At 62.7% G+C, this 24,889-nt stretch carries 27 protein-coding genes; 14 read left to right on the top strand and 13 right to left on the bottom strand.

The features are described from left to right. Positions 1 to 97 precede the first annotated feature (97 nt). Complete coding sequence (locus tag IP79_RS12580; RefSeq protein WP_082337207.1) at positions 98 to 3,121, bottom strand: M16 family metallopeptidase; 3,024 nt, start codon at positions 3,119 to 3,121, stop codon at positions 98 to 100. Between the two features lie 95 nt (positions 3,122 to 3,216). Here IP79_RS12580 and IP79_RS12575 point away from each other — a divergent pair, with 95 nt between their 5' ends. The 7 genes from IP79_RS12575 (at position 3,217) to IP79_RS12545 (ending at position 7,588) form a co-directional block, all read left to right on the top strand. Next, positions 3,217 to 3,795, top strand: coding sequence for a NifU family protein (locus tag IP79_RS12575; protein WP_054119653.1), 579 nt, complete (start codon positions 3,217 to 3,219; stop codon positions 3,793 to 3,795). A gap of 31 nt (positions 3,796 to 3,826) precedes the next feature. Beyond that, a complete protein-coding gene (locus IP79_RS12570; protein ID WP_054119652.1) occupies positions 3,827 to 4,435 on the top strand; it encodes a malonic semialdehyde reductase in 609 nt (202 codons plus the stop codon). A gap of 52 nt (positions 4,436 to 4,487) precedes the next feature. Then, a complete protein-coding gene (tsaB, locus tag IP79_RS12565; protein ID WP_054119651.1) occupies positions 4,488 to 5,114 on the top strand; it encodes a tRNA (adenosine(37)-N6)-threonylcarbamoyltransferase complex dimerization subunit type 1 TsaB in 627 nt (208 codons plus the stop codon). Further along, positions 5,111 to 5,587 (top strand): GNAT family N-acetyltransferase, encoded by a 477-nt coding sequence (locus IP79_RS12560; RefSeq protein ID WP_054119650.1) that lies wholly within the window; start codon positions 5,111 to 5,113, stop codon positions 5,585 to 5,587. The genes tsaB and IP79_RS12560 overlap by 4 nt, the downstream gene beginning before the upstream one ends. Positions 5,588 to 5,701: 114 nt before the next feature. Next, a complete protein-coding gene (locus IP79_RS12555) occupies positions 5,702 to 6,145 on the top strand; it encodes a MucR family transcriptional regulator (protein WP_054119649.1) in 444 nt (147 codons plus the stop codon). 162 nt (positions 6,146 to 6,307) lie between these two features. Further along, the gene (locus IP79_RS12550) at positions 6,308 to 6,730 is read left to right on the top strand and encodes a Fur family transcriptional regulator (protein WP_054119674.1); all 423 of its coding nucleotides are present in this window, start codon (positions 6,308 to 6,310) and stop codon (positions 6,728 to 6,730) included. A gap of 9 nt (positions 6,731 to 6,739) precedes the next feature. Further along, positions 6,740 to 7,588: a lysophospholipid acyltransferase family protein gene (locus IP79_RS12545; protein WP_054119648.1), complete on the top strand. Its 849-nt coding sequence runs from the start codon at positions 6,740 to 6,742 to the stop codon at positions 7,586 to 7,588. 119 nt (positions 7,589 to 7,707) lie between these two features. Here IP79_RS12545 and IP79_RS12540 read toward each other — a convergent pair whose 3' ends face one another. The 8 genes from IP79_RS12540 to IP79_RS12505 all read right to left on the bottom strand — a co-directional run bounded on the left by IP79_RS12540 (position 7,708) and on the right by IP79_RS12505 (position 15,496). After that, positions 7,708 to 8,592: a LysR substrate-binding domain-containing protein gene (locus IP79_RS12540; protein WP_082337206.1), complete on the bottom strand. Its 885-nt coding sequence runs from the start codon at positions 8,590 to 8,592 to the stop codon at positions 7,708 to 7,710. Positions 8,593 to 8,684: 92 nt separating this feature from the next. After that, positions 8,685 to 9,614, bottom strand: a complete 930-nt coding sequence (locus tag IP79_RS12535; protein ID WP_054119647.1) for a hemolysin family protein — start codon at positions 9,612 to 9,614, stop codon at positions 8,685 to 8,687. A 27-nt stretch (positions 9,615 to 9,641) separates the two neighbouring features. Beyond that, entirely contained in the window at positions 9,642 to 10,121 is a 480-nt protein-coding gene (gene ybeY, locus IP79_RS12530; RefSeq protein WP_054119646.1) for an rRNA maturation RNase YbeY, read from the bottom strand. A 74-nt stretch (positions 10,122 to 10,195) separates the two neighbouring features. Next, the gene (locus tag IP79_RS12525) at positions 10,196 to 11,536 is read right to left on the bottom strand and encodes a metal-dependent hydrolase family protein (protein ID WP_197273816.1); all 1,341 of its coding nucleotides are present in this window, start codon (positions 11,534 to 11,536) and stop codon (positions 10,196 to 10,198) included. After that, positions 11,537 to 12,580: a PhoH family protein gene (locus tag IP79_RS12520; protein ID WP_054119645.1), complete on the bottom strand. Its 1,044-nt coding sequence runs from the start codon at positions 12,578 to 12,580 to the stop codon at positions 11,537 to 11,539. A gap of 108 nt (positions 12,581 to 12,688) precedes the next feature. Beyond that, complete coding sequence (miaB, locus tag IP79_RS12515; protein WP_054119644.1) at positions 12,689 to 14,032, bottom strand: tRNA (N6-isopentenyl adenosine(37)-C2)-methylthiotransferase MiaB; 1,344 nt, start codon at positions 14,030 to 14,032, stop codon at positions 12,689 to 12,691. Between the two features lie 35 nt (positions 14,033 to 14,067). After that, positions 14,068 to 15,015 carry an alpha/beta hydrolase gene (locus IP79_RS12510; RefSeq protein WP_054119643.1) on the bottom strand — a complete coding sequence of 316 codons (948 nt, stop codon included), beginning with the start codon at positions 15,013 to 15,015 and terminating at the stop codon, positions 14,068 to 14,070. 19 nt (positions 15,016 to 15,034) lie between these two features. Further along, positions 15,035 to 15,496, bottom strand: coding sequence for a peptidylprolyl isomerase (locus IP79_RS12505; protein WP_054119642.1), 462 nt, complete (start codon positions 15,494 to 15,496; stop codon positions 15,035 to 15,037). Positions 15,497 to 15,598: 102 nt separating this feature from the next. Here IP79_RS12505 and mgtE point away from each other — a divergent pair, with 102 nt between their 5' ends. The 3 genes from mgtE to IP79_RS12490 all read left to right on the top strand — a co-directional run bounded on the left by mgtE (position 15,599) and on the right by IP79_RS12490 (position 18,373). Beyond that, positions 15,599 to 17,047, top strand: a complete 1,449-nt coding sequence (gene mgtE / locus IP79_RS12500) for a magnesium transporter (RefSeq protein ID WP_054119641.1) — start codon at positions 15,599 to 15,601, stop codon at positions 17,045 to 17,047. 31 nt (positions 17,048 to 17,078) lie between these two features. Then, positions 17,079 to 17,837, top strand: a complete 759-nt coding sequence (locus tag IP79_RS12495; protein ID WP_054119640.1) for an SDR family oxidoreductase — start codon at positions 17,079 to 17,081, stop codon at positions 17,835 to 17,837. A gap of 143 nt (positions 17,838 to 17,980) precedes the next feature. Beyond that, a complete protein-coding gene (locus IP79_RS12490; RefSeq protein ID WP_054119639.1) occupies positions 17,981 to 18,373 on the top strand; it encodes a DUF1489 family protein in 393 nt (130 codons plus the stop codon). A 43-nt stretch (positions 18,374 to 18,416) separates the two neighbouring features. On the opposite strand, the gene IP79_RS12485 is transcribed toward IP79_RS12490, so the two are convergent. The 3 genes from IP79_RS12485 to IP79_RS12475 are packed head-to-tail and all read right to left on the bottom strand — an operon-like array spanning position 18,417 to position 21,318. Further along, complete coding sequence (locus IP79_RS12485; RefSeq protein WP_054119638.1) at positions 18,417 to 19,112, bottom strand: DsbA family oxidoreductase; 696 nt, start codon at positions 19,110 to 19,112, stop codon at positions 18,417 to 18,419. Beyond that, positions 19,109 to 19,999, bottom strand: a complete 891-nt coding sequence (gene nudC / locus IP79_RS12480) for an NAD(+) diphosphatase (protein WP_054119637.1) — start codon at positions 19,997 to 19,999, stop codon at positions 19,109 to 19,111. Before nudC ends, IP79_RS12485 begins: the two co-directional genes overlap by 4 nt. Further along, on the bottom strand, positions 19,999 to 21,318 hold the full coding sequence (locus tag IP79_RS12475; protein WP_054119636.1) for a serine hydrolase domain-containing protein: 1,320 nt from the start codon (positions 21,316 to 21,318) through the stop codon (positions 19,999 to 20,001). The genes nudC and IP79_RS12475 overlap by 1 nt, the downstream gene beginning before the upstream one ends. A gap of 118 nt (positions 21,319 to 21,436) precedes the next feature. Here IP79_RS12475 and IP79_RS12470 point away from each other — a divergent pair, with 118 nt between their 5' ends. After that, a complete protein-coding gene (locus tag IP79_RS12470; protein ID WP_054119635.1) occupies positions 21,437 to 21,658 on the top strand; it encodes a hypothetical protein in 222 nt (73 codons plus the stop codon). Here the strand turns inward: IP79_RS12470 and IP79_RS12465 are convergent. Continuing rightward, positions 21,655 to 22,695 (bottom strand): A/G-specific adenine glycosylase, encoded by a 1,041-nt coding sequence (locus IP79_RS12465; protein WP_054119634.1) that lies wholly within the window; start codon positions 22,693 to 22,695, stop codon positions 21,655 to 21,657. The genes IP79_RS12470 and IP79_RS12465 overlap by 4 nt on opposite strands. Positions 22,696 to 22,724: 29 nt before the next feature. Here IP79_RS12465 and IP79_RS12460 point away from each other — a divergent pair, with 29 nt between their 5' ends. The 3 genes from IP79_RS12460 to IP79_RS12450 all read left to right on the top strand — a co-directional run bounded on the left by IP79_RS12460 (position 22,725) and on the right by IP79_RS12450 (position 24,873). Then, positions 22,725 to 23,258, top strand: a complete 534-nt coding sequence (locus tag IP79_RS12460; protein WP_233994200.1) for a DUF721 domain-containing protein — start codon at positions 22,725 to 22,727, stop codon at positions 23,256 to 23,258. Between the two features lie 17 nt (positions 23,259 to 23,275). Further along, positions 23,276 to 24,034, top strand: a complete 759-nt coding sequence (locus IP79_RS12455; RefSeq protein ID WP_054119632.1) for a DsbA family protein — start codon at positions 23,276 to 23,278, stop codon at positions 24,032 to 24,034. Between the two features lie 89 nt (positions 24,035 to 24,123). Continuing rightward, positions 24,124 to 24,873, top strand: a complete 750-nt coding sequence (locus tag IP79_RS12450) for a thioredoxin domain-containing protein (RefSeq protein ID WP_054119631.1) — start codon at positions 24,124 to 24,126, stop codon at positions 24,871 to 24,873. Positions 24,874 to 24,889 lie beyond the last annotated feature (16 nt).

The following is a 24,889-nucleotide window of genomic DNA, read 5'->3' as shown; positions in this document are numbered from 1 at the left end:
GGGTTTGAATTGTAAAGCGGCAATGCCACTTTGGACAACATTATTTCCCGGCCACTGTAACCGGCCCCGCCGATAAACGGCGCCGCCGCACGGTTGATCAGCGGCCCGCCGGCAATGCCACCGGTGCGTTTGCAGAGGCAGGCGCCGCCGCATCGGTTGCCGCCGGAGCCTGCGCCAGGGTCTGCCCTTCGGGAATAATCGCGAGCCGGAACGGAGCGCCCTTGGCAAAGTAACGATCAGCCAGGAACTGCATGATCTGCGGGCTGGTTTGCGAGTAATCCGCCAGCAGCGTGCGCAGCAGCGCCACCCTCTGGGGATCAAACGCTGCGCCTTCAAGATTATACAGCCAGAACTGGTTGCCGGTGGATGCGCGCCGGATCAGCTGGCTGAGCGGCTCTGTCACCCGTTCCAGTTCATCCGCAGTGGGCGGATTGGCAGCGAGATCGCGCGCGATCCTGTCTGCCTCGGCAAAGAAAATCGGCACGAATTCCGGCTCAAGCTGGGCCAGCGCGGTGATCCGCCCGCCGGTTGAAAGATCGGCCGGCCAGTTGGAAAAGACCTGCGGCGAATAGCTGGCCCCGGCACGTTCACGCAGGGCATCCAGCAGGCGGTTATTAAACAGCTGGGTCAGGATTTCCAGCTGGCGGCTTTCGCGCAAGGATGCCACCCCGCCCCCGCTGGGCCAGGCAACCACGGCAGCGGCCTGATTGTCATCGCCGCGATGGGTCACCACCGAAGGATCGGCAGAAGGAGCGGCAAATCCCGGCACCCGCGCGGCGACATCAGCCGGAATGGGATCGCGCGGAGCCAGCGCACCGAAGGTCTGGCGCAATTGCTCGATAACCGCTTCCTGATCGAATTCGCCGAACACCAGCACTTCGACCGGGCCTTGCTTCAGCAAGGGTTCCCATACAGCACGGAAGCCTTCGGGCGTGACCGCATTCAGCGCCGCCGGATCGGGCGTGGCGAACCGCTGATCCCCGCCCGAAGCGAGATATTCCAGATCGCGGTTCAGGATGCCGCCGGGGCTGGTGGCATAGGTGTTGTAGGCGAGCCCCGCCGCCGCCTTGGCGCGGATGACCGGATCCTTGTCCCAGCGCGGCATCCCCAGCTTCGCGGCGAACAGATAGAGCTGATCGTTGACGTCTTCCGACCGGGTCTGCGCGGTCAGGGTAAACACCGCATCGTCAATGGCGAAATCAAAGCCCAGCTTGCGGCCCGTTGCCAGCCGGTCGATCTCGTTCTGTCCCAATTCGCCAAGGCCCGAGCCCACCAGTGCGGCCTCGCCTATGGCCGCATAAACGGCGCTGTCCTTGTCAAATGCGCGGTAGCCAGCGCCAAAGCGAACGCGCACAGTGACGCGGCCCGGTTCGGCATCATTGGCCCATACCAGTGCCTTCACCCCGTTGGCGAAATCGACCTGTTCGATCTGCAACACCCCCAGCGGGCGCTGGCCGGTAATGGTGCCGGGTGTGCCGACAGGCGGCAGATCGTCAAACGAGATGCTTTGCGCGGCCAGCCTTGCACTGCCATCGACTGCTGCCTCGCTCGCCAAGGCCAGCCGCAGTGCGGCGGCATCAGCCTCGCCCGCGGTGGGGGTGACATAGACGGAGCGGGTCACGGTGCCTTCGAACAATGCCTGCGTGCGTTCCAGCACCTCTTGCGGATTGAGCCGCGGCTTCATGCCCCGGAACAGATCCAGCACCACTTCGGGCGCGGCCACCGTCTCGCGGATATCAACAGCGTTGATGATGTTGTTGGCAAGAACCGACCCGGATTGCACACTTTCCTGCTCGACCGCGTTGGCGAAGACCACGTCGAATTCGGCGGCTTCGCGGTCAATTTCCTCCTGCGTCGGCGCGGTGGTGAGCGCATCGGCGATCACGCTGCGCACATCGGCAAGCGCTGCCTGCCAATCGTCGGTCAGCGGAGCGAAGGTCACGAAGGTCGCATCGGTCGAACGCGAAACATCATCCTGCTGCACCTGCGCGTAAAGATAGCTGCCGCCTGCGCGGGCGCGCGATTCCAGCCGGCGGTTGATGATCGCCTGCGCCACGGCATCCAGCAGCAGGCCTTCGTTATAGATGACGGTGTCTTCAACCTGCCGCCACGGCCGCATGACGGCATAGGTCAGGCTGCGCGGCAGATCGGGTTCGACGCCAACCGCAAGCTCGCCGATCGGGGTGCCTTCCACCGGGTTTTCCAACGCCGTGACCGGGGCAACCGGATCGCCGAAATCGGGCGCGACGCCAACAGGGCCGGTGCCCTGCCAATCGCCGAACCATTTCTCCACCAGCCCGGCGAGCACCATCGGATCGGCATCACCAGCCACCACGATCACAGTATTTTCCGGGCGGTACCAACGATCATAGAACGCCTTAACCGCCGGGCCGGTTGCGGCTCTCAGGGTTTCATCGGTGCCGATCGGATTGCGCACCGCAAGGCGCTGTCCGGCAAAGAAAGTCTGCCGCGTAAGGTCTGCCATCCGCAGCCCCGCGCCGCCGCGCTCGCGCTTTTCCGCAAGCACAATCGGACGTTCGGCCCCGACATTGGCATCGTTCAGCACCGGTTCGCGGATCATGCCCGACAGCAGCTTGAAACTCTCGCCCAGCTTGGCATCGTCGATATTGGGAATGTCGAGTTTGTAGGCCGTGTGAGTCGGGCTGGTTTCGGCATTGGCATCGCTGCCGAAGGTCGCGCCCAGCCGCTGCCAAGCTGAAATCGCTTCGGCCTGGCCAAGATATTTGCTTTCGCGGAACAACAGATGTTCCAGCAAGTGGGCATAGCCCTGTTCGCCGTCAGCTTCGTGAAGCGCGCCCGCATCCACCCGCACCCGGATCGAAACCTGCCGCGGCGGCACGCCATTGCGGCGCACGGCATAGCGTAGGCCGTTCTTCATCTCGCCAAACAGCCATTTTTCATCAACCGGAACGTCGCTGCCGCGGTACAGCCACGGTGTCTCGCCATTGATCTGCAGGGCTTGCGGCGCAGGCACCACAGGCGCGGCGGGTACGGCAACCGGCGGGGCGTTGGTGGTCTGCTGGGCAAGCACCGGCTGCAGCAGCGCGGCGGATGAAAGCAGGAGGACGAGAGTGCGGCTGGCACGGGTGAGCAACGTCATGGGCGCAGTTATAGGGCACCAAAGTCTGAAGCGATAGTGAATGCTTCTTGCCCCGCGCACTTGTGGCTTGCGCCGTGCCTGCCTAGATTGGGGCCATGTTCATCGAAACCGAAACCACACCCAACCCTTCCGCCCTCAAGTTCCTGCCCGGCCAGACCGTGATGGACGCAGGCACCCGCGAATTCGCCTCGCCCGAAGCTGCCGAAGCCAGCCCGCTGGCCCAGGCAATTTTCGACAGCGGCGAAGTGGTCAATGTGATGTTCGGCCGCGATTTCGTCTCGGTCACCGCCGCACCGGGTGCGGACTGGAGCGTGCTGCGCCCGCAGGTGATTTCGATCCTGCTCGATCACTTTGTCTCGCAGGCCCCGTTATTCGCCAGCGGCAGCGCAGGTGGCATCAGCGTTCCGCCCGAAGATGAAGCCGTGGTGGAAGAGCGCCCCGAAGATGCCGAGGTAATCGCGGCGATCAACGAACTGCTCGAAACCCGCGTTCGCCCGGCAGTGGCAGGCGACGGCGGCGATATCGCCTATCGCGGCTTTCGCGACGGGGTGGTCTATCTGACCTTGCAGGGATCATGCGCAGGCTGCCCTTCGAGCACCGCCACACTGAAGCACGGCATTGAAGGCTTGCTGAAACATTATGTCCCCGAAGTGGTTGAAGTCAGGGCAGCCTGAGTTTTCACTTTTCCACTTTCAAGGATTCGCCATGACCACCCAATATCACGATCACGTCCTTTCGGACGCGGCGCTTGCGCAGCTGTTCAACGATGCGCGCAGCTATAATGACTGGCTCGACAAGCCGGTTTCGGATGAACAGCTTCATGCGATCTGGGATCTGATGAAGATGGCGCCCACATCGGCCAATATGCAGCCGGTACGGATCGTATGGGTCAAGTCCGAAGACGCCAAGGCAAAGCTGGTGGATTGCGTGTCCGATGGCAACAAGGACAAAGTCGCCGCCGCACCTGTCACAGCAGTAATCGGTTACGACATCGATTTCCATGAAGAACTGCCGTGGTTGTTCCCCCACACCGATGCCAAAAGCTGGTTCGACGGGGACGAGGCCGGCCGCAAGGAAGGCGCATTTCGCAATTCATCCTTGCAGGGTGCCTACCTCATGCTCGCCGCGCGTGCGGTGGGGCTGGATTGCGGGCCGATGTCGGGGTTTGATGGCGATGCGGTGACCGCCGCGTTCTTCGCAGACGAACCGCGCCACCGGGTCAATTTCATCTGCTCGATCGGCTATGGCGACCCCGACAGCATCTTCCCGCGCAGCCCGCGTCCAGAATTCGGCCTCTTCAACCGCATCGTCTGAAGCGCATCTCGCTGCTTGCGCAGGCACGCATCGTGAGGCATCGCGCGTCACGATGCGATTGCTTGCCATCGAAACCGCTTCGGAAGCGTGCTCTGTTGCCCTGTTCGAGGGTGAACGGCTGATCGCGCATGATCACCGTGTGCTGGGGCGCGGCCATGCCGAAGCGCTGGTGCCGATGATTGCCGCTCTGCCGGATAAAGGCAAAGCGGCGCGCATTCTGGTCTCGCTCGGTCCCGGAAGCTTTACCGGTGTTCGGATCGGCCTGGCGACTGCCCGCGCGCTCGGGTATGCGTGGGGGGCAGAGGTGCTGGGCTACCCCACGCTTGCGCTGGTTGGTGCGCAGGCGCAGGCTGAACATCCCGACGCCGCGATCACAGTCTGCATGAACGGCGGACACGGCGAATGGTTCGTGCAGGATTTCACCAACGGCCAGCCGGACAAAGACCTGCGCTCGCTCACGCCGGCGCAAGCTGTCGCAGTGGGTGCGCAAGGTGTGATCGCGGGCAACCGGGCAAAAGAATTCGCCGCGCTTCTGGGAGAGGACCGGAAGGCGATCGCATTGTTACCAGAAGCCTCGCGGGTGTCACTGTTGCCAGAAGGCTTGCTGACCGTCCGCCTTACCCCGATCTATGGCCGCGGTGCCGATGCCATTCCGATGGCGGAGCGCACCCGCGCATGATGGCAAGCCCTGCCCTGATCGACCGGATCATGGCGGTGATGGGGTCCGCATTCGATCCGGCTTATGGTGAGGCGTGGAACCGCAGGCAGATTGCCGATGCACTGACCATGCCCAACACCCATGCGCTGGTGGTGGATGCCGACGGCACGCCGATTCCCGATAATGCCGCGCAATCCGCCAGCCCGGCCGGGTTCGTGCTGACCCGCCATGTGCTGGACGAGGAAGAATTGTTGCTCATCGCGGTGTTGCCCGGTGTTCGGCGGCGCGGGGTCGGTGCGGCATTGATAAAGCACTTGTTCGCGCAGGCCAGTTCACGCGGTATCACGCGCATCTTCCTTGAAATGCGACGCGGCAATCCCGCGATACATCTCTATAGCAAGTTCGGTTTCGAACCTATCGGAGAGCGGCGAAACTATTACCGCATGGAAAATGGCGAGAGAGTGGATGCCATTACTTTTGGCTGTTCAATCTAGTCTCGCCCTACCCACCGCATAATCCGGATTACGCAAAGCTATGCGGTTGCCAAAAATGGTTTCGTCCGGCATGGGCGAAAAACAGGCACACAATCAAGATGCCGTCGGGAACTTATGCAGGAATCGAAAATGGAAATTAAAGAAACGCTTATCACGCTGACCAGCGACATCGTTGCCGCCCATGTCGGCAACAATGATGTCGCAGTTGGCGATCTCCCTGAATTGATCACCAATGTTTACAACGCCCTCGCCAACCTTGGCGAAGTGGCAGAGGTTGAAGAAGTGCGGCCGCAGCCCGCAGTTTCGATCCGCAATTCGATCAAGCCGGATTACATTGTCTGCCTTGAAGATGGCAAGAAGCTGAAGATGCTGAAGCGTTATCTTCGCACCAACTTCGATATGACGCCGGAAGAATACCGCGCGCGCTGGGGTCTGCCATCCGATTACCCGATGGTTGCGCCCAATTATGCGGAAAAACGCCGCGATCTGGCCAAGAAGATCGGCCTCGGCCGCAAGCCGGGCACTGTGGTGCGTCCGCGCCGCGCCAAGAAGGCCTGATCCGCCCTCAGGTCGCGCAATAAGTCGCCGGCTTAGCCACCCCTGTTGAGAGGGTTGCAAGCCAGCTTGAGCAAGCAGCCTCGTCTCTATAGAGATGAGGCTGCTTTGCTATAGAATGGCCGTATCCGGTACCGGACGCCACGTTTGGCGATGGAGCTTTGCTTGAACCAGAAAATCGATCTCGAACAACTCTGCGCCGAAAAGGGCCTGCGCATCACCGAACAACGCCGGGTGATCGCCAAGGTGTTATCGGACAGCGAAGATCACCCCGATGTCGAGCTGCTGCACAGCCGCGCCGCCGCCATCGATCCGCGCATCTCGATCGCCACGGTGTATCGCACCGTGCGCCTGTTCGAAGAAGCCGGCATACTTGATCGCCACGATTTCGGCGACGGGCGTTCACGTTACGAACCCGTGCCCGAGGCGCATCACGATCACCTGATCGATGTGGAAACCGGCAAGGTCGTCGAATTTGTCGATCCCGAAGTAGAAGCGCTGCAGCGCCAGATTGCCGAGCGCCTGGGTTACAGGCTGGTCGATCACCGCATGGAGCTTTACGGCGTGCGACTTTCTCGCAATGATTAATTGCGCGCAATGACTGACGCGGAATTGCGCGCCGCCGCAGCGCGGGGCGAGCCAACGCCGGTCTCGGCTGCGGGATGGATGCGAATTGCCTTGCGTGCGGCGGGCCTGATTGCGCTGCTGATCGTGTTCGTGCCGTTGCATTACCTGTTCCGGGCGCTGGCCTATGGATCGCCCTTCCCGATGCTGTTCTTGCGCTATGCCGCGCGGGTGTGCGGGGCGCGGGTGGAGGTGGTTGGCACCCATTTGAAACGCGACGTATTCTTTGTCGCCAATCACCTGTCGTGGATTGATATTCTCGCGCTGGCAGGCGCCAGCGGCACGGCCTTTGTCGCCAAGGCCGAATTGGCCGAAGCACCCGTGGTCGGCTGGCTGGCGAGCCTCAACCGCACTGTCTTCGTCAAGCGGGAAAACCGCATGGGCGTGGCCGAACAGATCAATGCCCTGAAAGAGGCACTGGTCGATAACTGGTCGGTCACGGTCTTCCCCGAAGGCACCACCACCGATGGGCAATCGCTGCTGCCGTTCAAGACCTCCATGCTGTCAGTGCTCGAACCACCGCCGCCGGGCGTGTTGGTGCAGCCGGTGATCATGGATTACGGCCCGGTGGCCGAATGGATCGGCTGGATCGGCGAGGAAGGCGGCGTCAATAACGCCAAACGCGTCCTGTCCCGCAAGGGCAGCTTCAAGGTTCGGCTGCATTATCTGGAACCTTTCAGCCCCGAAGATTTCCGCGGGCGCAAGGCGATCAGCCAGGAATCGCGCCGCCGGATCGAGGAAGCGCTGATCGAGATTCTCGGAAAGCCGCTGCGCCCCTTTGCGCACACAGTGCCGCCAGTGCGCTATGAGGCGTCCTTGTAAGGTCGCAGACCACCCGCCCCGCCTCCCCACCCGGCCACCAATAGTACCACTATGTTATGGTGTCCGGGTGGGGAGGCGGAGCGGGAGGTATGCATCGCGCGCCAGCGCGATCGCAAAACCTACAATCCCGCGCGTACAAGCCAATCGTGGAAAATCCGCACTGGGCGGCTCTCCAGCGACACCGGTTTGCACACGAACCAGTAGCTATATGGGCTCTCGACCGGCGCGCCGGGCAGGTTGATCAGGCGGTTGTCATTGGCGCGGCGCAGGTGATCATCATGCATGATCGCAATGCCGAGGCCCTGTGCTGCTGCCTCCAGCATCAGCGCGCCCGAATCGTAATGATCGATTGCCGCCGGGGTCATGCCTTCAAGCCCGTTGGCCTTCTTCCACGCGGCAAAGCTTTCGGGCAGTTCGTTGTGGATCAGGAAGGTCTGCTTGGCGAGCGATTCGGGGGTTACCTCGTTGCCGATGGCGCGCGAAATGTCCTTGCTGCAAATCGCATGGACGAGATTGTGGTCGAGCCGCACCGCGTGCAAGCCGCTGGCCGGGCCGCGTGACAGAATGATCGCGGCATCCAGAGTATCGCCCACCCGGTCTTCCAGATGCGGGGCGGTATCGATGTCGATGTGCAGCAGCGGGTGGCGCTTGCGCAGTTCGCCCAGTCGCGGGAACAGGCGCTGGCTACCGAACATCGGCAGCACGCCCAGCCGCAGCCGCAGCAGCGCGATATTATCCGACTGGCTTTCCACCGCGCGGGCCAGCGCTTCCATATGCGGGTTCACAGCCTCGTAAAACGCTTGGCCCTCGTCGGTCAGCTGCATCGACTGACGCGCGCGGGTGAACAGCTTTTTGCCGACGAATTCTTCAAGATTGCTGATCCGCCGCGAAAGGGCCGAAGGGCTGAGGCCGATTTCTTCCGCCGCCGCACGCGCCGAGCCGAGGCGGACGGTGCGCATGAACGCTTCGAGCGCGCGCAATGGGGGCAGACGGCGTGCAGGCATGAACTCTCTCCTTGATGCCGGAGATACGCCCGAGACGCAATTTGGATGCAAAAAATCGAAGAAAAAATGCAGACGGCGCTGCGCAGTTGCGCCTATTGCATCTCGTTCGCAACTTCAGGCGGGTGCAGCCGCAGCCGGGTGACGTGGGTTTCGTCGCCCGCTGTCACTTCAATCCGCCAACCGCTGGGATGTTCCAGCATCGCGCCAACCGGCGGCACGGCTTCTGCCAGAACGAAGGCCAGCCCGCCTAAAGTATCGACTGCCTCTTCCACCTCGGCCAAGCGCGGATCGATCTGCTCGGCGATATCGTCAAGCTCGGCGCGGGCATCGCAATCCCACATCCCTTCGCCGATGGAGACGCACAGCGCTTGCGGCGCATCATCGTGTTCATCCTCGATATCACCGACAATTTCCTCGACCAGATCTTCGATCGTGATGAGACCGTCAGTGCCCGAAAACTCGTCGAGCACGATCGCAAGGTGCACCCGCTGGGTGCGCATATCGGCCAGCACATCCAGCGCGCCGCGCGCCTGCGGCACGTATAGCGGCTGGCGCATCAGCGTCGTCCAATCCTCGGGCGGCGGAGTGCCATCGGCGAGGAACGGGAACACATCCTTGATGTGGATCATCCCGATCACCTGATCCAGCGTTTCGCGGTATACTGGCATGCGCGAATGGCCGTGTTCGCTGAACGCTGCGACCATGTCCGCCCAGCTGATTTCGGCATCAACCGCAATAATCTCTCCGCGCGGCACGGCGACATCATCGGCATCATGTTCGGAAAAGTGCAGAAGGTTGCGCAACATCTGGCGTTCAACCCGCGAAAGGTCGCCCCCTGCGTTGCCACCCGCATCCGAGCCTGAGGCACCGTTTTCGTCCTCGTGCTCGTCAATCGCTTCTTCAAGCTGTTCGCGCAGAGAACGCGCGGCTTCCAGCCCGAAGATTTTGCGCAAGGCAGGCCAAAGCCCGCTGCTACTGTCCGCGTCTCCCGATTGGGACGCGGAAAGATTGGAATCGGCCATGGCCTTAGTCGCTGCTCCTAGCGGTGTTCATGCGCCATATGGGTCAGCGATGCCCAGTTTTGCAAGTATTGCTGTTTCCAACGCCTCCATTTGTTCGGCCTGTGCGTCGGAATCGACATGATCGTGGCCTGCCAGATGCAGCAGGCCGTGGACGATCAGATGCGCGGCGTGGGCTTCCAGTGGCACACCCTTCTCCGCCGCTTCGCGCGCGCAGGTTTCATAAGCCAGCGCAATATCGCCGAGCATCGCCGGCGGGCCTTCTGGCCTGAGCGCTTCGAGTTCGCCGCGCTCCAGCATCGGGAAGCTGAGCACATTGGTGGGCTTGTCCCGCTGCCGCCATTCGCGGTTGAGGATGTGGACTTCAGCGTCCGAGGTAAACAGCAGGCTGGCAATCAGGCGCGGGTTGGCGAGCAGCGGCTCACCAGCGCCTGCGGCCTGCGCCGCCCGCTCCGCCAGCGCGTCCCAATCACCCGCAGGCCAGCCTTCGATGTCGATATCAAGTTGCATGGGGTGCCGCCTTAGCGCGGATTATGCATCGGACAACCGCCGTGGCAGGCACAGCGCAGCGGGCAAGCCAGCATTTAACGCCCGCCCTTCACAAGTTCGCCATTTTTCATGATTACCACGAACTTGCCTTCGGGATCGCCGATCAGATCGATGTTGGCGAGCGGATCGCCGTCCACCAGAATAAGATCGGCAAGCGCTCCCACTTCCACGACCCCCAGCCGCCCTTCGTATGGACTGCGCGGCCCTGACATCGCCAGCAAAGCGGCATTGTCATTGGTGGCAAGGCGCAGCAATTCGGCCGGCGTGAAATAGGGCTTCAACCGCAGCAGGTAGGTGTTCTGCTGCGCGTTCAATTCCGGCTCGAACAGAAAATCGGTTCCCCAGGCAAGCTTCACGCCGAGCCGCTTGGCCATGGGCCAGACAATCCGCTGGCCCTCGATCACCGGCTTGCGCTTTTCGCGGCGCTTCGGGTCCATCGCTTCGGTCGAATCGACCAGCATCTGGCCGGACAGCCAGATGCCCTTGTCGGCCATCAACTTTAGCGTGTCCTCGTCCAGCAGGTTGCCATGTTCAATCACCTTGACCCCGGCCTCGATCGCGCGGCGCACCGACTTGGGGTGATAGGCGTGGACAGTGACATAGGTGTTCCAGTCCGACGCCGCATCAACCGCCGCCTGCATCTCGTCGAGCGTGTATTGGGTGACATCAAGCGGATCATATTCGGAACTGGTACCGCCGCCCGCTGCAATCTTGATCTGGCTTGCGCCCAATCGCAGGTTCTCGCGCACCGCGGTCAGCACTTCTGCGCGTCCGTCGGCGATTACGCTGGCCCAGACCTGCTCGGCCAGCGGCACCTTCCCGGAAAAGCGGCGCGACGGTTCGTTCGGGCCGCGCAGATCGGCATGGCCCGAAGTCTGCGAAATCATCGGCCCCGAAGGCCAGATGCGCGGCCCCATGATCCTGCCGCTATCGATCAGGCGCTTGAGTTCAAACGAAGGCCCGCCAACATCGCGCACCGAGGTAAAGCCGCGCAGCAACATGGCCCGCGCCTGTCCGGCAGAAAGCTGCATGACCTTTTCCAGCCCCATATCGGGATCGGACATTTGCGCGGGCGAGAGGCTGTTGAACATCATGTGGACATGGTTGTCGATGAGGCCCGGAATCAGCGTGCCCCCGCGCCCTTCGATCACCGCTGCATTGTCGCTTTCGGCACGGATTTCTGCGCCGATCGCCGCAATGATATTCCCGCGCACAAGAACATTGGTGGCAGGCGATAGCCTATCCGACGTTCCATCAAAAATCCGCACGTCGGTAAAAATCACCTCGGCTACGGGTTCATCCTGCGCAGCAAGCGGGGCCGCACAGACCGCAGCGAACACGCCCAGCCAAGTGAATACTATCCGCTTGAAACCCACCTAAGCCCCCTCGCCCTCACCATTGCCTTCATACGCCTCGACGATCCGGCCCACAATCGGATGGCGCACCACATCGGCGGCGGAAAAGCGGATTGTGCCGAAGCCTTCCACACCCTCCAGCCGTTCGACCGCATCGTTCAGCCCGCTCATGCGCGGCCCGCCGGGGATATCGACCTGCCGCGGATCGCCGCAGATCACCATCCGGCTGTTCTGGCCAAAGCGGGTCAGGAACATCTTCATCTGTTCGCGCGTGGTGTTCTGCGCTTCGTCGAGGATGATGAAGCTGTCCGCCAGTGTGCGCCCGCGCATGAAGGCGATCGGCGCGATCTCGATCTCGCCATTGGCCAGACGCCTCTCCACCTGTTCGGGCGGCATGCAATCGTTCAGCGCATCATACAGGGGCCGCAGATAGGGATCGACCTTCTCTTTCATGTCCCCCGGCAGAAAGCCCAGCTTTTCGCCCGCCTCCACCGCCGGACGCGACAGGATCAGGCGCTGGACGTTGCCGGTGATGAGCTGGCTGACCGCCTGCGCCACGGCGAGATAGGTCTTGCCAGTGCCTGCCGGGCCAAGGGCGAAGATGATGTCATCGCGCGCCAGGCTGCGCATATATTCGATCTGTGTGGCCGAGCGGGGCACGATGGTTTTCTTGCGCGTGCGGATCATGATCGGCGGGCCGTCGGACTCGCCCGAAATGATCCCTTCCAGCGTCGGTTCGGATGACATTGCGATCATCGCTTCAATCGCGCCGCTATCCAGCGCCTCGCCGCGCGCCAGCCGGTCATACATGGTTTTCAGCGTTTCGCGGGCGCGGCCGACATCGTCCTCCGGCCCTTCGATCACCACCTGATGCCCGCGCGCGTGGATGAACACGCCCAGCCGGTTTTCGACCTGCACCAGATTGGCATCGAACTGGCCGAACAACGGGCCGAGCAGCGACTGGTTTTCGAAAGTCAGATCAACGCGTGCGCGGCGAGGTTCAGGGATACCGCGCGGGTCGGGCGAAAGAGCCGGATGTCCGGCACGGGAGGGTCGTCGGCCCATAGCTTCCTTTGGCTGCGGCGAAGGGACAGTCCCTCGCCCTGAGTCGGGAAGGTAAGGCGACCCTTGCGCAAAGCAAGCCGGGTGCGGCGAGATGGTGGTGGAAAGTCTTCAGACCGTAATGGTTTGGCGCAGCCGGGCCATCAGCGAATTCGGCCCGGCCTCGTCGAGTGTGACCTCGACCAGATCACCGATTGCAGCGGGCGATTCGAACCACACTGATTGCAGCCACGGCGATTTGCCAAGCCATTGGCCCGGCAGTTTTCCGGTGCGTTCGACCAGCACCTGACAGGTCTTGCCGACGCTGGCCTTGTTGAAGGCGAACTGGTGGTGGGCGATGCGCGCCTGAAGGCGTTGCAGACGATCATCCATCACCTCCGCCGCAATTTGACCCTCCATCGTGGCCGCAGGCGTGCCGGGGCGCGGGGAGTATTTGAAAGTGAAGGAATGGGCATAGCGGACTTCATCGACGATCCGCAGGGTATCTTCGAACTCGGCTTCGGTCTCGCCCGGAAAGCCGACAATGAAATCGCCTGACAAGGCGATATCAGGTCGCACGGCGCGGAATTGCTCCAGCAGCTTGAGATAGCTTTCCGCGGTGTGCTGGCGGTTCATCGCCTTCAGCACGCGGTCACTGCCGCTTTGCACGGGAAGGTGCAGATAGGGCATGAGCTTGTCCACCTCGCCATGCGCGGCGATCAGGTCATCGTCCATGTCGTTGGGGTGGCTGGTGGTGTAGCGGATACGCTCCAGCCCGTCGATTTCAGCAAGCGTGCGGATCAGCCCGCCCAGCCCGGTCTTGCGGCCCTTGTCGTCCTCACCCGACCACGCATTGACGTTCTGGCCCAGCAGCGTGATCTCGCAGGCGCCGGTCTCGACCAGCTTCTGTGCCTCGGCAACGAGATGCGCGAACGGCCGCGAGATTTCCGCACCGCGGGTATAGGGCACCACGCAATAGGTGCAGAACTTGTCGCAGCCTTCCTGCACGGTGAGGAAGGCGCTGGGGCCGCGTTTCTTGCGCCCTGGGAGCGCATCGAACTTGGCGATGGCGGGCATGTCGGTATCGGTTGCTCGCCCGCCGTTTGCCGCTGTGTCGAGCATTTCGGGCAGGCGGTGATAGGCCTGCGGGCCGACTACGATGCTGACAGCAGGCGCACGCGCCATGATCTCCTCGCCCTCGGCCTGCGCGACGCAGCCGGCGACCGCGATCAGGGGAGCCTTGCCCGCCTTGTTGCCCGCCTTCACCAGCCGTCCGATGTCCGAATAGACCTTCTCTGCCGCCTTTTCGCGGATGTGGCAGGTGTTGAGGATGACGAGATCGGCCTCCTCGCCTTCCGGTGCTGGCTGGATGCCGCGTTCGCCCAGCAATTCGGCCATGCGCTCGCCATCATAGACGTTCATCTGGCAACCGAAACTTTTGACCCGATAGGTCTTGGGGGAGGATTGCGGTTTCATGAGGACAGCGCCTTTAGCGCCGATGGCCGCAAGGTTCAATCGCCGCTGCGCTTGACCTTACCCTCGGGCTTTTTCTCGCGCTGGGCCTTGTGCACGCAGGGCGCATCCGGCTTCACCCCCAGGCCGGGGTGCGGCTGATCTTCCGGCCCGCATTCGACAAAGGGCTTGGCAATGCCATTGGCCTTCACCACCGCCAGCGCATCCGGGCTGGCATAAGCGGCAATCCACGTGATGCAATCGGCCAGCGGGCGCACCTTGTGCTTGGTGATAGCGTTTTTGCGCGGTTCGCAATTGATGGTGATGACGTTGGCAGCGGGTGGTTCGTCATATTTGGCAAACCGCCGCAAAAATTCGCCCCGTTCGTTGAAGACCGTGCGCTGCAGCGCGTTCGGACGCACCCCGTTGCGATAAAAAGGCGATGTGTTGAACAGATAGGCGCGCACGTCCGGATGGGCCTGGGATACCTCTGTCGCCAGCGCCCCGCCCAGCGAATGACCGGTTACGATCCACGGCACGTCTGTTCCCAGCCGCGCCCGCTCCGCATCGAAATAGCGCAGCGCCAATTCGATCTGGTCGCTGCGCAGGGAGCCATAAAAGACATCGCTCAGCCCCTTGAAATCGGTTCCACGGAAGGCGAGCACGCGGGCGATCGGCTTGCGCGCGGAATCGCTGCCTGATGCAGGCGCGTATTGATTGAAGATTTCGTAGCTGAAGCCCTTGTCCGCATCTTCGGCAGCGATCGGAAGGTGCTCAACCCGCTGCAACACCCGGCCCGGCTTGGCGAACAGATCATCATCGCCGGTATAGGCATTGGTTGATGCCACCGCATAGGGGAAGGCATCAACCGCAGCCTCCCGCACAAAAGCGCACCACCCGCCCGGCTCAAGCTGGCATGGGGAGCGCGATTGCGAGATATCGGGCAATGTGGCGCAGGCGCCCAGCAGCAGCGCCGGAAGCGCCGCTGCCATCGCACGGGTCATCATTTCGGGGCTCGGCCCGTCCTCAGGCCACAGTCGCTTTGACGATCTTGCCGGGGCTGCGCGGCGGTTCGCCCTTCGGAAGCGCGTGGACGTGTTCCATGCCGCTTTCGACCACGCCCCACACGGTGTACTGCTTGTCGAGGAAGCGCGCGTCATCAAGGCAGATGAAGAACTGCGAATTGGCGCTGTTGGGGTTCTGCGAACGCGCCATCGAACACACGCCTTCGACGTGCGGTTCGGCGTTGAATTCTGCCGCAAGGTCGGGCTTGTCGCTGCCGCCCATGCCGGTGCCGGTCGGATCGCCGCCCTGCGCCATGAAGCCGTTGATGACGCGGTGGAAGATCACGCCGTCATAAAAGCCTTCCTGCGCCAGTTCGGCGATGCGCGCCACGTGGCCAGGCGCCAGATCGGGGCGCAGCTTGATCACGACGTCGCCGGTGGTGTCGCCGCCGGTGTCGAGGGTGAAGGTAAGGGTTTCGGCCATGTCTGTATCTCCTGAGGGAATTTTCCGCGCTTTTAGCAGGCAAAACGCAGGTGTCACCCTCCAGCCTTGCTTTTCACCCCTCCCCGCCTAAACCGCCTCAATATGGCCGATATCCGTAACCTCGACGATGATCTGCTGACCGCTGAACCGGCAGACGCCGAGGTGCGTCCGGATGACCGCGTGGACGATGAACGCCACGACGAGGAAAACCGGCTGAAGCCATCCTTCGTCAGCGCGGTTCACGATGCGCTGGAGGCAGGTGACAAGGGCGCGGTTTACGATCTGGTCGAACCGCTCCACGCGGCCGACATCGCCGACCTGATTGAACTGCTCGAACCGCGCGAACGCGCGGCGCTGGCGTCAGCGATCAGCGATCTGATGTCCGGCGATGTGATCGCGGAACTCAACGATTACGTGCGCGATGACCTGATGGACACCTTGTCCGCGCAGGCAGTTGCGGTGATCGCGGAACAGCTCGACACCGATGATGCGGTGCAGTTGATCGAGGATCTCGACGAGGCCGATCAGCGCGCGGTGATGGCCGAACTGGAGCCGGAAACCCGCGCCGCCGTTTCCAGCGCGCTGGCTTACCCGGAAGAAACCGCCGGGCGGCTGATGAGCCGCAATTTCGTTGCCGTGCCGGAACATATGAGCGTTGGCGACCTGATCGATTACCTGCGCGAAAACGGCGATATCGAACACGATTTCTTCGAAGTCTTCGTGATTGACGAGCGTCACCACCCGGTAGGCACCTGCGCATTGAACTGGGTGCTTACCACCCCGCGCAACGTGAAACTCACCGATCTGATGAAGCGCGACCAGACCCTGATCCCGGTGACGATGGATCAGGAAGAAGCGGCGCTGATGTTCCAGAAATACGCGCTGATTTCCGCCGCCGTGGTGGATGAAAGCGGGCGGCTGGTCGGGCAGATGACGGTCGACGATATCGTCCACATCATCTCCGAAGAAGCGGGCGAGGATGCCCTGCTGATGTCCGGCGCGGGCGATGGTGACATCAACGAACCGCTGCGCGAGGCATACTCCAGCCGCGTGCGGTGGCTGATCGCGAACCTTGGCACGGCGGTCATCGCATCGGCCATCATCGCGTTTTTCGGGGCGGCAATAGAACAATTGGTGGCGCTCGCCGTGCTGATGCCGATTGTCGCCAGCATCGGCGGCAATGCCGGCACGCAAACGATGGCGGTGGCGGTGCGCGCGATTGCGACCAATCAGCTGACCCGCTCCAACACCCGCCGCATATTGTGGCGCGAATTCCGCGTCGCGCTGCTCAATGGCGGTACGATTGCGCTGTTGATCGGGGCTGCCACGGCGGTGCTGTTCACGCCGATGATGGGCGTAGTGATCGCGCTCGCGATGGTGGTCAATATCGCGATTGCGGGCCTTGCAGGCGTGCTGGTGCCGGTAATCTTTGAACGGCTGGATCAGGATCCCGCCGTCGCCAGCAGCGTGTTTGTGACGATGATCACCGACTCCATGGGCTTCTTTGCCTTCTTAGGTTTGGCAGTGGCGATGGGGCTGGCCACGCTTTAACCCGCTCTCCCGAACATAGGGGAGAGAGCGCATGGCAGGACGGGTTTCGGGCAAGGTGGTGCTGCTGACCGGCGGCGCAATGGGTCTGGGCAAGGCAGCAGCCAAAGCTCTGATGGCCGAGGGTGCGACCGTCATCATCGCCGATATCGACGAGGCGGCGGGCGCGGCGACTGCGGCGGAACTGGGCTGCGACTACCTGCCGCAGGACGTGACAGACTGGGCGCGCTGGCAGGAAGTGATCGCCGCAGTCGAAGCCAGCCACGGCAGGCTGGATGTGCTGGTCAACAATGCTGCGATCACCGTGTTCGGCTCCATCGCCGATATCAGCGTGGAGGATTTCAAGCGCTGTTACACGGTCGATGTCGATTCGATCTTCATGGGCTGCAAGGCGGCGATCCCCTTGATGGCGCGCAGTGGCGGGGGATCGATCGTCAATTTCTCCAGTGCGGCGGGCAACAAGGTCTCGCCCGATCTGGCTGCATACAACAGCGCCAAGGCTGCGGTGGTGACGCTGACCAAAAGCATCGCACTCTACTGCGCGCGCGAGAAGAACGGCGTGCGGGTGAATTCGGTGCAGCCGGGCACGATCCTCACCCCCAATGTGGAAAGCGTAATCGCGGGCACCCCCGATCCCGATGCCACCCGCGCCGCCTTCTCCGTCGCCCAGCCCATCGGCCGCATGGGCGAGGTGGATGATATCGCGCATCTGGTGGTCTATCTCGCCAGCGACGAGAGCAAATTTGCCACGGGCGCGCCGTTCATTGTGGATGGGGGCCTATCTATTGCTTGATTACCTTTCGTCATTGCGAGGAGCCTCCGTCAGGAGGCGACGCGGCAATCCATGGACCACCGCAGCAACCGACTGACAGACCTGGCCGTGGATTGCTTCGCCTGACGGCTCGCAATGACGACAAAACACCCTAAGTTGCCCCCATGCCGCTCAACCTGACCAAGATCGCGTTCGGCGCGAAAAGCTATGATGACCTTGCCGGATGGTTTGAAGGGCGCGGCGGGGCTCGTCTCACCACCCGCAACCGCCCGACGCGGCATGAAGAGGTGGTGGGCGGATCGCTTTACTGGATCATCAACCACGCCATTGTGGCGCGATCCCCGATCACCGGCTTTGTGAAAACCGATGACGGGCGCTGGGACATTTGCCTCGAACCGCGCCTGATCCGCGTCCACCAGATCCCCAAGCGCGCCCATCAGGGCTGGCGTTATCTGACAGAGGACAAGGCCCCGAAAGACGTGGCCGATGGCGAGGATATCGGCGATGCGCTGCCCGGCAAGCTGGCGATGAAGCTGGAGCGGCTGGGACTGGTCTGAATGGGCAAGCCTTGCTGGTGTCCAGACCCTTGTTAGACCCTTTCTAGACCCCTGGCTGACTGCGTTCAGCCACCCTTCTGAGCGCGTTCACATAGACTTCCGGGGCTTGCGCTCCGGGGATCAGGAACTTGTTTTCAACGATCATCGCAGGCACGCCGGAGATATTCATATCCCACGCCCGGGCTTGCTCGGCAGCAACGCGGGCTTCCACTTCGGGATCATCCAGCGCGGCTTTGACTGCTTCCCGATGAAGCCCGTTTTCGGCTGCAATATCAAGCAGAACCTTGCGGTCTGACAGGTTGGCGCGGTGGTTGAAATGGGCGCGAAACAGCGCCAGCTTCAGCGCGGTCTGCACGTCTGGCCCCGCCTGTTCGAGCGCAAAGGTCAGCAGCCGGTGGCAGTCTCGCGTGTTCCACATCATCGCAGGCGGTGCCACATCCCCGCCCTCGTAGGAAAGCGACACGCCGGCCCTTTCGGCAATCGCTTTCATCTGCCCGCGAATCGCCGCGCCCTCTTCTGCCGGACGGCGATATTTCCTTTGTAGATGAGCCTCTTGTTCCTCGCCTTCGGGCGGCATACCGGGGTTCAATTCGAACGGTCGCCAGCGGATTTCCGCGGCGATTTCACCTTCGAGCTCGGCCAAGGCCTTGGTCAATTGGCCATAGCCGATCAGGCACCATGGGCACATCACATCGGAATAGATGTCGATCGTCAGGCGCCGGGGGGCTTCTGCTGTCATCGGTCGAGCCACCATGCGATCAGGTGGTGGGCGATGGCGAATTTCTGCGGGAAGATCAGCAGTTCATTGCCCTCAGGCCCGGCGGCGCGGGCATCCTCCAGTTCGGCGCGGGTGAACCAGCGTGCATCGTCCAGTTCGGTGCGGTCGATGGTGATTTGCGTGTCAACGGCAACGCTGGTGCAACCGATCATCAGCTGGCTGGGGAACGGCCACGGCTGGCTGGCGATGTAGCGCACATCGCGCACCCGCACGCCTGCTTCCTCGTGAATTTCGCGGGCCACGGCTTCCTCGATCGTCTCGCCCGGTTCGACGAAACCTGCCAGCGCGGAATACATGCGCGGCGGGAAGCGCGGCTGGCGGCCCAGCAGCAGCTTGTCCTCGTGCTCGACCAGCATGATTGTGACCGGATCGGTGCGCGGGAAATGATCCGCGCCGCAGCCATCGCAATGGCGTTGCCAGCCGCCCTTCACCAGTTTCGTCGGCGAACCGCAATTGGCGCAGAACCGGTGCCGCGCGTGCCAATCGATCAGGCTCCTTGCCCCGCCATAGATCGCCAGATCCTCCGGCTGCAGCATCTGCATCACCTGCCACGCGCGCGGCATGGCCGGCCCGCCAGCGCCCTGATCCGGCACCGGCGCGAAATGCGCCTGGTCGCCCAGCATTCCGAGGAAGACCAGCTCGGCATCAGGCGCGACATCGGCAAGCGTATGCCAGAGCAAGCGCCCGTCATCGTCGAATTCGGGCAGCAACCCGTCGAGGTTCATCACCCGCGCGCGCCAGTTCATCAGGTTACCCAGCGCCGCCGGATCGACCCGGATATTGTCGGCCCGGTCAATCGGCGATCCGGAAAACGCCATCAGCGGTGCAGTTGCAATGGTGTTCAGCATTACGCTGCCTTCTGCTTGGCCCGCATCCCCGCCAGATCAGCTTCCATCGCGGCAAGGAATTCGTCCCGGATCGGATAGGCTTCTGCCGGCATGTATTGCGTGAACAGGCACGAGCGCAGCTTGAGGTTGAAGTCCACTGCGGCCAGCGTGCCAGCCGCCCCGCCCCAGCCGAAACTGCCATCTTTTGATCGGCCGCCGGCACCATGGCCTTCGCCTTCAAGCCAGCTGCCGGTCGTATCGACCGACGCAGGCAACAGGTTCGACGTGCCAACCCGCACCGCTTCTTCGCTCAACACGAAGTTACCGTCGATGGTACCGTAACCCAGCAGCATGCGCAGGAAGCGATCGTAGTCCTTGGGGCTCGACACCAGACCGCCGCCGCCTGCGGGCACCTCGGGCGGGTCGAGGAAAATCGAATTGACGCCCGGATCGATCGGGAAGGCATTGCCGCCGATGATCCCGTAATTGTCTGTCAAACGGCCCACTTCGCTTTGCGGCACCTGCATATAGGTACTGCCCATGCCGCAAGGTTCGAAAATGCGTTGCTTCAGGAACGCTTCGAACTCCATCCCGCTAACCACTTCGATCACCCGGCCCAGGAGGTCGATCGAGCAGGAATAGCTCCATTTGGTGGCAGGCTGATACATCAGCGGCAATTCGGCCAGCCGGTCGGCCCAGACCGCAAGGCCGGGTGCAGGCGTTACCGGCTCGATCCCGGGGATCGGCATCCGGCTGACCCTGCCGCCAACCAGTCCCTGTTCGTTGAAGGCCGCCTGAAGCGGCCCCTTGCTGATGATCTGGTAACCCAGCCCAGCCGTATGGGTCAGCAGTTGCCGGATCGTGATCGGTTGCTGCGCAGGAACGGTTTCTTCCAGCGACCCTTCAGGATCGATCAACACCTGCATGTTGCGGAATTTAGGCAGGATTTCGTGCAGCGGCTGATCAAGGCCCAGCTTGCCCTGATCGATCAGGATCATCGTCGCCATGCCGGTGATCGGCTTGGACATCGAATAGATCCGGAACAGCGAGTTTTCATCCACCTGTGCCGGCTTGGCGAGCGAAAGCGTGCCGCCGCCGACCGTGTGGGCATGGTCTTCCTGGCCCCAGCCAAACGTCAGGAACAGGTTGGCCAGTTTACGGCTGTCGACATAACGCTTTGCCAGCGCAGCGACGTTGGGCCAGTTTTCGCTGATATCATGCGCCAGCAATGCCCGGCCAAACGGCAAGGAGGAAAGCGCGGCGCCGCCAGCCAGCAAGGCGCTTCCCCGGAACAGGGAGCGGCGGGACAGTGCGGGGGTTTCGAATTCGCGGAACGCCATGGGCAAAGAATCTCCGAAAGGTCTGGCACGAGTGTCTGCGGCAGGCGAGCGCATGGGTCAATCGCCGCAATCCGTAAGGGGGCTTGCATTCCGCAGGTGTCCTATACATATAAAACACATGTTGAACGCACTTGCTTATATCACCGGCCTTATCAGCCTGATCATCGTCATCCCGGCGCAGATACCCCTGCTCGGCTGGGCCAACTGGGTAGCGTTGCCGCTGATCGTGATCGGCGTTATTCTGGGCGCGCTTTCATCGAAGGATGGCGGGCGCAATTTCTGTCTTGTGGTGCTGCTGATTGCAGGCGTGCGCCTGATGCTGGGCGGCGGGATTATCTAATCCGCCAGTGCCAGCCGCGCGGCCTTGGCAAACAGGGTCGCAAGGCCAGCTTCCCCGATCCGGCTGACCGGCCACCACTGGCCATCGCCGGGCGTGCCTGACCCTGTTTCCAGCGCCGCAACCGCCAACGTCAAATGGGCGTGGGTGAAACTGTGGCGCACCGCTCCCAGTTGTCGCCACTGCCCTTCCAGCGGAGGCTGCGCCGAACCATCGCTTTGCGCGCTCCAGCCATCATCGGGCAGTGCGCGCATCCCGCCCAGCATCCCGCTGGCCGGACGGGTGACAAGCCACACCTCGGCCCCGTCAGCCCGGGTGATCCAGTAAGCAGTGCCGCGCCGCTCGGGCACGGCCTTTTTTGCAGGCTTGACCGGCAATCGCTCAGGCTCGCCCGAGGCATGGCCCGCGCAGTCCTGCCGCAAGGGGCACAGCATGCAGCGCGGGGCGCGGCTGGTGCAGATATGCGCGCCCAGATCCATCATCGCCTGCGCGAAATCCCCTGCACGCGATGCCGGCGTAATCGTATCTGTGGCCGCGCGGATCGCCTTGCGCGCAGCAGGCAGCGGTTCCGCGATGGCAAACAAGCGCGCGACCACCCGCTCGACATTGGCATCGACCACCACCGCGCGCTGGCGGAAAGCAATCGCGGCGATGGCGGCTGCGGTATAGTCGCCCAAGCCGGGCAGCTGGCGCAGTTCCGCTTCGGTGGAGGGAAATCCGCCCTGTGCCGCCACCACCCGCGCGCATTTCACCAGATTGCGGGCACGCGAGTAATACCCCAGCCCCGCCCATGCCGCCATGACGTCATCATCGCGCGCAGCAGCAAGAGCCTCGACCGTCGGCCAGGTGGCAATAAACTTGGCGAAGTACGGCTTCACCGCCGCCACGGTGGTCTGTTGCAGCATCACTTCGGATAACCACACCCGGTAAGGCCACGCCGGATCATCAGGCAGCGCCGCGCCGGGCGGCACGCGCCACGGCAGATCGCGCGCGTGTGCATCATACCAATGCAGCAGAATGTCGGAGATGCTGGCAGTCACACGCCGCCTATGGCATGGCGGGATCGACCATGGGAACCGAGAAGACCACACCCCCCAAAAAGGGCAAGATCAAGCCCTACACCCGCCCGCGCGGGCAAGGCGTGCGTGCGATCGGCGATCTGATGCCCGAAATCGGCCGCACCGCCTTTCGCCGCTTCGGTTTTGTGCAAAGCTCGGTCGTCACCCGCTGGCCTGAAATCGTCGGCCCGCGCCACGCCCGTATTTGCAGCCCGGAAGCGATCCGTTTTCCGCCCGGTGAAAAAGCCGAAGGCATCCTGCAACTGGTAGTGGTACCCGCCCACGCCCCGCTGATCCAGCAGGTGATCCCCGAAATCATCGAGCGGGTGAACCGCTTCTTCGGATACAAGGCGGTTGCCCGCGTCAAGCTGCGGCAGGGCGCAGTCACCGCGCCGGCAGATGGCGGACCGGCCAAGCCGCCGCCGTCCTTGAAGCCGATCCCGCTGGAACTGGGCGACAGCTTGCGCGATATCGGCGATCCGGAACTGCGCACCGTGCTCGAATCGCTGGCTCGCAGCCTTGGCAACACCGAAAAACCGTCCTGACAGGAACCCCAACGGACATGATCAAGCCGCTCCTCCTTTCTGCCGCTGCTGCCCTGATGCTGGCGACCGGCCCGGCGACTGCACAGCAAACGCTCGCTAACCCCGGCAGCAGCTTTTCGCCGGCCGACAACCCCGGTAACTGGCAGACCACGATCGAGCGCACCGCGCGCGGCCATCGGATCGGCAATCCCGAAGCCGAAGTGCAGTTGATCGAGTTCATCAGCTACACCTGCAGCCACTGCGCCACTTTCACGGCGAACGGCGAGCCCGCGCTGGAATTGTCGGCGCTGGCGCCGGGCAAGATCGGGCTGGAAGTGCGTCCGGTGATCCGCAATGCGCTGGATCTCACCCTGTCGTTGCTGGCCCAGTGCGGCGATCCGGCGGGCTTCAAGGATCGCCATCGCACGCTGATGCTGTCGCAGGCCGATTGGATGGGCAAGGCGCGCAACGCCCCGCAAAGCCAGCAGGCCATCTGGTCACGCGGGGACAAGGCATCGCGCATGAACGCGGCCAGCGCGCTGGGGCTGTCGGAATTGCTGGTGCAACGCGGCCAATCGCGCGCCGAGTTGGATGCCTGCGTGACGAATGACGTTGCCGCCAAAAAGCTGCTCGACAATGGCGAGGCCGATTACACCGAGTTTTCGGTCAATGCGACACCCAGTTTCGCGATGGACGGCAAGCTGCTCAGCGAGGTGCATGGCTGGGATGCGCTCTATCCAGTGCTCTCGGCACGGCTTACCCCCGACCCCGAAGGCAGGCCAGGCGCACCGGGCTGATCCATTTGTTCACAATCGGGCGCCTCAAGCCTTGCTGCATGGGCGCCTCCACGGCTAATCTTATCGCCTGCATCAAGGAATCCTGACTTATGACGATCTCTCGCCTTGCCAAGCTGGCGCTTGTCGCCGCCGCCCCCCTCGCTCTGGCAGCCTGCGATGATGCCGCCACGACCGAAGGCGGCGTTGCCTCGGGCGAGCCAATCCCTGCGGTCGCCGCACCGGCGGGCGCGACGTGGACCGACACCGTTACTATCACGCCCGAAGGCGGATACATGGTCGGCAACCCCGATGCGCCGCTCAAGCTGGTGGAATATGCCTCACACACATGCGGTGCCTGCGCAACTTTCGCCGTCAATGGCAAGCCGCCGCTGAAGGACAAATACGTCTCCAGCGGCGTCGTAAGCTTCGAACTGCGCAATCTGGTGCGCGATCCGATCGACCTCAGCATCGCCACGCTGGTGCGCTGCGGGGCGAAGGAAAACATGCAGCCACTGTCCGATCAGGCGTGGGCTTCGCTTGAGGAAATCTTTGCCACAGTCCAGACCAATCAAGCGGTATACGAAGCGGCATCAAGCCAGCCGGTCGAACAGCGCTTTGTCACCATTGCGCAAGCTGCCGGCCTGATCGATTTCTTCGCGGCGCGGGGCCTTTCCGCCGATCAATCGCGGGCCTGCCTTGCCGATACTGCCAAGGTGCAGGCTATTGCCGATGCGTCGAACAAGCAGTCGGAAGATCTGAAGATCAACGCCACGCCGACCTTCCTGCTCAACGGCAACCGGCTGGACGTGACCCAGTGGCCGCAGCTTGAACCGCTGCTGCAACGCGCTGGCGCACGCTGATCCGCCGGGCGGTTCG

Origin of the sequence: Porphyrobacter sp. AAP60, assembly GCF_001296025.1 — a bacterium.
Taxonomy (GTDB): domain Bacteria; phylum Pseudomonadota; class Alphaproteobacteria; order Sphingomonadales; family Sphingomonadaceae; genus Erythrobacter.
This window is presented reverse-complemented; position numbering and strand designations above follow the sequence as displayed.